Consider the following 6,634-nt stretch of genomic DNA (forward strand, 5'->3'; position numbering starts at 1 on the left):
CCCAATCTCAAAATCCCAAAATACGAAAATTCTCTGCTCACAGTTAAAAGCTCAATGCAATGTCCTCCAGCATATTATCTTTAATCTACCTGATCGGCTCTGTTACTTTTATTCTCGGTCTGAAAATGCTCAGCAAACCGGATACCGCCCGTAAAGGCAATCTGGTAGCGGCTGCGGGCATGACACTCGCTATCTTCGGCACCATCTTCCTATACCAGACAAACGGACAACGGCTCCACAACTACGGTTGGATCTTTGCAGGTCTTGTTATCGGTGGGGTTATAGGTGTAGTATCTGCCAGAAAAGTGAAGATGACCGCTATGCCCGAAATGGTCAGCATGTTCAACGGTATGGGGGGAGCTTGCGCTGCACTTATCTCTATAGTGGAATTCAACCATCTGATACATACCTATGGCCTCTCTGAGATTGCCAACACCGACATTATTGCAAAACTGGGTGAGCTCCTGCAACGCCGTGTCAATGGCGAAACCGGCGGGCAACATTTGTTTGATAGCATTGTTGATGTGCGGGGCAGTCTGCTGATTATATTGCTGGGGCTGATCATTGGTTCAGTTTCTTTCGCCGGTAGTGTAATAGCCTGGGGTAAGCTGAACGGAAAGATCAAAGACTATTCTTTCAAAGGGCAACATATCGTTAACCTCGTGGTACTGGCTGCATTGCTGATAGGGGCAGTGATACAAATCTGTATCATCAACGGTAAAATGGAGGGGGCACGTGAATATGAAAACGCGGCGCTTACCCTACCAATACTGTTATTTTACCTGGTGCTGGCGCTTTCACTGGTTTATGGCATCCTGTTCGTATTGCCGATTGGGGGGGCTGATATGCCCGTGGTGATCTCACTGCTCAACTCCTTTACCGGTGTGGCCGCGGCCTGTGGCGGTTTCCTTTACAACAACCCTGTAATGCTTACTGGAGGTATCCTTGTAGGCTCTGCAGGTACTATTCTCACCATCCTGATGTGTAAGGCCATGAACCGTTCGCTGAAGAATGTGCTGATTGGCTCTTTTGGTGGCGGAACGGCCGCCGGCGGTGCAGGTAAGGAGCAGGGAGCTTATAAAGAGATCTCTCTATCGGATGCAGCCGTAGTGCTTGCCTACGCCAATAAAGTGATGATCGTACCGGGATATGGTCTGGCTGTGGCACAGGCCCAGCATGCCTGTCATGAGTTGGAGAAACTGCTCGAAGAAAAAGGGGTGGAGGTAAAGTATGCCATCCATCCTGTAGCTGGCCGCATGCCGGGACACATGAACGTATTGCTGGCTGAAGCGGATGTGCCTTACGAAAAACTGCTGGAGATGGAAGACGCCAATGCAGAACTACCCACTACAGATGCCGTGCTGATACTTGGCGCCAATGATGTGGTGAATCCTGCCGCAAAAAATGATCCTGCCAGTCCTATATACGGCATGCCTATACTGGAAGTAGAGAATGCCAAAGTTGTGATTGTTAATAAGCGCAGTATGAAACCCGGTTATGCAGGTATTGAGAACGACCTGTTCTTCCAGCCCAAAACATCCATGCTGTTTGGCGATGCCAAGCAGGTGTTGCAGCAGCTTTTAACTGAAATAAAACAGGTATAATTGAGTTGTTGCTTTTTCATCTATTTTTGCGGAAAAAGAGATATTGTCAAATCAATTACCAGCAGCACTGATCGCATCTTTGGAAGGATTACCCGGTTTTAACCGTACCTCATTTGAAGCAGTGCATGCAGCCGCAGAAAAGATCACGTCCTTGCGGTTAAATCCACTTAAATTAGCTACAGCAGCGCAGCAGCAGACTGTATTACAGGCATTGTCGCCCGCAGGGGCAGCTAAGGTGCCCTGGAATCATAACGGGTATTACCTTCCGGAAAGACCTTCCTTTACACTCGACCCATATTTTCATGCCGGCGCTTATTACGTGCAGGAAGCATCTTCGATGTTCCTGGAGCATGCGGTACGGTCAACTGTTGACCTCTCTGCCCAGTTGAAGGTGCTGGATCTCTGTGCTGCTCCTGGCGGTAAATCCACGTTATTGCAGTCGTTGATTAGTGTAGACAGTATGCTGGTGGCCAATGAAGTGATTAAGGCGAGGGCCGCGTTACTGGCGGATAACATCACCCGCTGGGGGGCTGCTAACGTAGTGGTGAGCAACAATGATCCACGTGATTTTGCCGGTCTTCCCGGGTACTTTGATCTGGTGGTGATCGATGCGCCCTGCTCCGGTTCCGGTCTTTTCCGTCGCGATCCTGAACTGGTGACGGAATGGTCGCCGGAAAATGTGACCCTCTGTAGTCAACGTCAGCAGCGGATTCTGGCAGATGTACTGCCGGCACTGAAAGAAGACGGTGTGTTGATATATTCTACCTGCTCGTTTTCTGCTGAAGAGGACGAAGCTATACTCGATTGGCTGGCAGGGCATTTTGAGCTGGATAACATCACGCTGGATATTCCGGAAGAATGGAATATTATTACAACGCTTACGGATAAACGAAAATGTACCGGTTACCGCTTTTACCCGGATAAGCTGAAGGGAGAAGGATTCTTCATTGCCTGTTTCCGCAAGAGGAGCGGAGAGGCGCCACGTAAATGGAAGGAGCAGCGTATGCCGGTATTGTCAGCAAAAGACCGCGACAAATTGTTGACCTGGCTGAAACCTTCATCAGACTATAGTTACCTGCCTCACCAGGAGGATATACTTATTTTACCACCTATGCTGGCAAAGGAAATTACATTGTTACAGCAACAGTTGTATATTCGCAAAGCGGGAGTGAAAGCAGGGCAGCCAGGCCCCAAAGAGCTGATCCCAGATCATCAGCTGGCGGTAAGCATGGTGGTATCGGATAATATACCGGCAATATCACTTAGCCTGAAAGAGGCACTGTTATACCTAAAGAAGGAAGATCCGGGAATAACTACCGATGTGAGAGGGTGGGCGTTGATGCGCTATCAGGATATGAACCTTGGATGGGCCAAGCTGCTGCCCAATCGTATGAATAACTACTATCCGAAAGAACTCCGTATACTGAAAGATATATCCGGTATTGAATAATGCCGGAAGCTATTTGTACCCTGAACCGGTTGTTGTGAAATGCAATATAGACAGGTGTTTGAGCAATATGCAAGGGGGATGTTGTACAACAACAAAACGTTTGTTTTTACGTTTGTTTATTAAATTAAATTGTCAATTTTAACGCATATATTCGTTGCCCGAAAAAGTAAAGAATGTATCTTTCAGATTTTTTTGATCAGAGCGGATCTGAATGTCGAACATCAAAAGATCAACATTTAAAAGAGTTAGTATGGTAAAAACGATTCTATCAATTGCCTTGTTTGGACTAAGTGCAGGAGTGGTAAATGCGCAGGACACACTGCAGGTACAGGGGACCTCACCGGCTCTTTACATAACCCACACCGTAGCAAAAGGTGAAAATTTTTACAGCCTGGGTCGTGCATATGGTATCTCCCCGAAAGAGATAGCTGCCGCCAATAAGATTACCATGGACCAGGGCTTACAACTGGGCCATTCCCTGCATATTCCGCTTACCTCCGCCAACTTTCTTCAGAAAGCGGATGCATCAGGTAAGCCGGTATATCACAAGGTTGCTGAAAAAGAAACTTTATACCGCGTCAGCGTTAACTATAATAAAGTGCCACTTGATAATATCCGTCAGTGGAACAGTTTCCAGGGTGATGGTCTGAAAAAGGGAAGCTATGTTATTGTAGGATACCTGAAAGGCAACGGCGGTGCGGCTGTACCTCCACCTCCACCAGTAGCGAAGGAAGATCCTAAACCTGCTGCAGAGGAACCCCGTCCGGCGCCCCCTGTAGAAACAGTGAAGAAAGAGCCGGTACATAAAGAGTCTGAGCCTCACCAGAACACCGAGTCTCCGGCGCCCGTTGTTGCTCCTCCACCTCCGGCAACATCAAAACCCGCTGTAGTGAACGCCAGCGCTGATTTTGAAGAGCTCTACGAACAGCAGACTAACGGTGGCAAAAAAGTTGCTACAGAGAAAGGACCCGGTACCTGGTTCAAGAGTAACGCAGTTGGCAAATATTACGCGTTGCACAACACAGCCCCACGTGGTACCATCATCAAGGTTACAAATCCGCTGAATGGTAAAGCTATTTACGCAAAAGTACTGGATGTGATTCCACAGATGAAATCTAATGCAGGATTGATCATTAAGCTGAGTGACAGTGCTATGCAGGCTTTGGGTAGCAATGAAAACCGCTTCTATTGCGAACTTAGCTACGATAATAATTAGTATTTTTTTCTATGTAGTTATGTAGCTATTTATGTTTTGCAAGGAATCTCTTTTCAGGAACTAAATAACTACATAACTATCTAAAAAAATCATCAGATAAATCTATATCCCCTCAGGAAAGTCTCAATATCCATCTTCTTCTTTCCTTCCAGTTGTATCTCATCGAGGATCAGGTAGCCATCCGGCGCGGCAATCTTTATGAAAGTCTTTTGATCTGTTTCAAATTCACCAGGCACCTTTGAAGGAGCCGTATGTTGCTTGTGCGCTTTGTAAATTTTAAGCTGCTTACCCTGAAACTCAGTCCAGGCAGCAGGATAAGGGCTAAGCCCGCGCACCAGATTGTAGATATTATCAAGCGGCTCTTCCCAGTTGATCTTACAGGTCTCTTTGAATATTTTGGGAGCATGTCTGATATCTGCCGCGTTAATATGTTTTTGCGGTGTTTCTTTGGCTTCACCGGAAGCAATCGCCTGTACTGTCTTCAGTAGTAATCTGGCGCCGGTTTCCATTAGTTCGTCGTGCAGTTCGCCGGCTGTTTCATCTTCACGGATTGTTACTTTATCCTGTAATAAAATATCACCGGTATCAATTTCATGTTGCAGTTTGAAAGTGGTGGCGCCGGATTCTTTTTCACCATTGATGATAGCCCAGTTAATAGGAGCGGCGCCCCTGTAATCGGGAAGGAGGGAAGCATGTACATTGATAGTGCCTTCGGACGGCATGTTCCAAACCATTTCCGGTAGCATGCGGAATGCAACCACAACCTGCAGATTTGCTTTCAGCGCTTTAAGTTCTTCGATGAAAGCGGGGTTTTTCAATTTTTCCGGTTGTAAGATGTGCAGTCCTTTGCTGACTGCATATTTCTTTACGGCGCTCTCCTGTAACTGTAATCCTCTGCCTGCGGGCTTATCTGGTGCGGTGATTACTCCCACGATATTGAATCCGTTTTGCACCAGTATGTCGAGGGATGCCACCGCAAAGTCGGGTGTTCCCATAAATACTATACGAAGGTCTTTATTCATAGGGAGCAAAATTATTTTTTTATTTAGAGATTTAGGTATGTAGTTATTTGAAATGCCGCGGAGGTAGTGTTTTGCTAGTTACTAGTTATAAAATACCATTCTCCGCTGCATTTCAAATAGCGACATATCTAAATAAAAAAATCAATCAATAAATCAGGTACTTTGCGCGGATGGCTTTAAACTTTGCCAGTCCCGGTTCCCAGCTTTTGCGGATCTCTTTTTCCGTGAGCCCTTTCCTGATCTGTTGTTGCAGTTCTGCATTGCCCGCAAGCTTATTGAAGAAGTTATTGAAGAATTTGTCTTTGGCAGGATACAGGCGATATGCTTCCAGCAGCCATTTTATTTCCAGCCTGCGGTTCTTAGCGGGGGCCGCTTCCGGCGCATTGCTGAGATCGAAGCCGTAGCACAGCTGATCTTTTAATGGCGGATTCTTGGCTCCTGGTACGCTTTCGGGCGTGAAGGAATAGCCCTGTTTGGGAAAACCAGGTGCACCGAATATCTGGAAAGGTTTGTCTGTACCACGCCCCAGGCTTACGTTAGTGCCCTCAAAAAAGCAAAGTGACGGATACAACAACACAGCGGGCATGTTCGGAAGGTTCGGTGAAGGCCGTACCGGCAGGCTATAGAAGGTTTGGTGCGTATAGTTTTTACAGGTAATTATAGTCACATTACATACTTGTTTTTTAGCCAGCCAGTGTTCTCCATTCAGCATCTGCGCATATTCTCCCACTGTCATACCATGTACTACCGGAACGGGCTGCATGCCAACGAAGGAACGGAAGGCGGTATCCAGAATGGGCCCATCCACGTAATCACCGTTAGGATTAGGCCTGTCGAGTATGATAAGCGGTTTGTGATTTTCTGCCGCGGCCTCCATCAGTTCCTGCAGGGAAGAGATGTAAGTATAGAAGCGGACGCCTACATCCTGAATGTCGAAGATCAGTATATCTACATCTGCAAGATCGGCTGCATCGGCTTTGCGGTGCTGGCCATAGAGCGATACTACCGGCAGGCCGGTGCTTTCATCGGTGCTGTTGCTTACTTTCTCACCTGCATCGGCATTGCCACGGAAACCATGTTCGGGACTGAATATCTTACGGATATTAACACCGAGTTTCAATAACGAATCTACCAGATGCGTCTGGCCGATAGTAGCAGTCTGGTTTACAAGTAATGCCACCCGCTTGTTTTTCAGCAACGGCAGGTAGCGGGAAATCTGAGCTGCACCCGTGATAATGTTTGTGGAATATTGTGCCCGGGTGGTTGTAGTAAGACCACATACCAGCAGGCATATCAGTAGTAAACGATTCATCATGTTAAGATAATAAAACATGGTGAATCT

At 46.9% G+C, this 6,634-nt stretch carries 5 protein-coding genes; 3 read left to right on the top strand and 2 right to left on the bottom strand.

Going from position 1 to position 6,634, the window contains the following annotated elements; genetic code table 11:
* Positions 1-59 precede the first annotated feature (59 nt).
* The 3 genes from VM802_RS22410 to VM802_RS22420 all read left to right on the top strand — a co-directional run bounded on the left by VM802_RS22410 (position 60) and on the right by VM802_RS22420 (position 4,270).
* Positions 60-1,604, top strand: coding sequence for an NAD(P)(+) transhydrogenase (Re/Si-specific) subunit beta (locus VM802_RS22410; RefSeq protein ID WP_325534778.1), 1,545 nt, complete (start codon positions 60-62; stop codon positions 1,602-1,604).
* Positions 1,605-1,647: 43 nt separating this feature from the next.
* Positions 1,648-3,054 (top strand): methyltransferase RsmF C-terminal domain-like protein, encoded by a 1,407-nt coding sequence (locus tag VM802_RS22415; RefSeq protein WP_325534780.1) that lies wholly within the window; start codon positions 1,648-1,650, stop codon positions 3,052-3,054.
* A 250-nt stretch (positions 3,055-3,304) separates the two neighbouring features.
* Positions 3,305-4,270, top strand: a complete 966-nt coding sequence (locus tag VM802_RS22420; RefSeq protein WP_325534782.1) for a LysM peptidoglycan-binding domain-containing protein — start codon at positions 3,305-3,307, stop codon at positions 4,268-4,270.
* Positions 4,271-4,362: 92 nt separating this feature from the next.
* On the opposite strand, the gene fmt is transcribed toward VM802_RS22420, so the two are convergent.
* Positions 4,363-5,292 carry a methionyl-tRNA formyltransferase gene (fmt, locus tag VM802_RS22425; RefSeq protein WP_325534784.1) on the bottom strand — a complete coding sequence of 310 codons (930 nt, stop codon included), beginning with the start codon at positions 5,290-5,292 and terminating at the stop codon, positions 4,363-4,365.
* A 145-nt stretch (positions 5,293-5,437) separates the two neighbouring features.
* A partial coding sequence (locus VM802_RS22430; RefSeq protein WP_325534786.1) for an exo-beta-N-acetylmuramidase NamZ family protein occupies positions 5,438-6,634 on the bottom strand: 1,197 nt, incomplete at its 5' end.

Source organism: Chitinophaga sp. (genome assembly GCF_035538455.1).
Taxonomy (GTDB): Bacteria; Bacteroidota; Bacteroidia; order Chitinophagales; family Chitinophagaceae; genus Chitinophaga.

Excerpts from the sequence above, each read along its gene's own strand:
- VM802_RS22410 (WP_325534778.1), top strand. The coding sequence starts at position 60 with ATGTCCTCCAGCATATTATCTTTAATCTACCTGATCGGCTCTGTTACT.
- VM802_RS22420 (WP_325534782.1), top strand. The coding sequence starts at position 3,305 with ATGGTAAAAACGATTCTATCAATTGCCTTGTTTGGACTAAGTGCAGGA.
- fmt (WP_325534784.1), bottom strand. The coding sequence starts at position 5,292 with ATGAATAAAGACCTTCGTATAGTATTTATGGGAACACCCGACTTTGCG.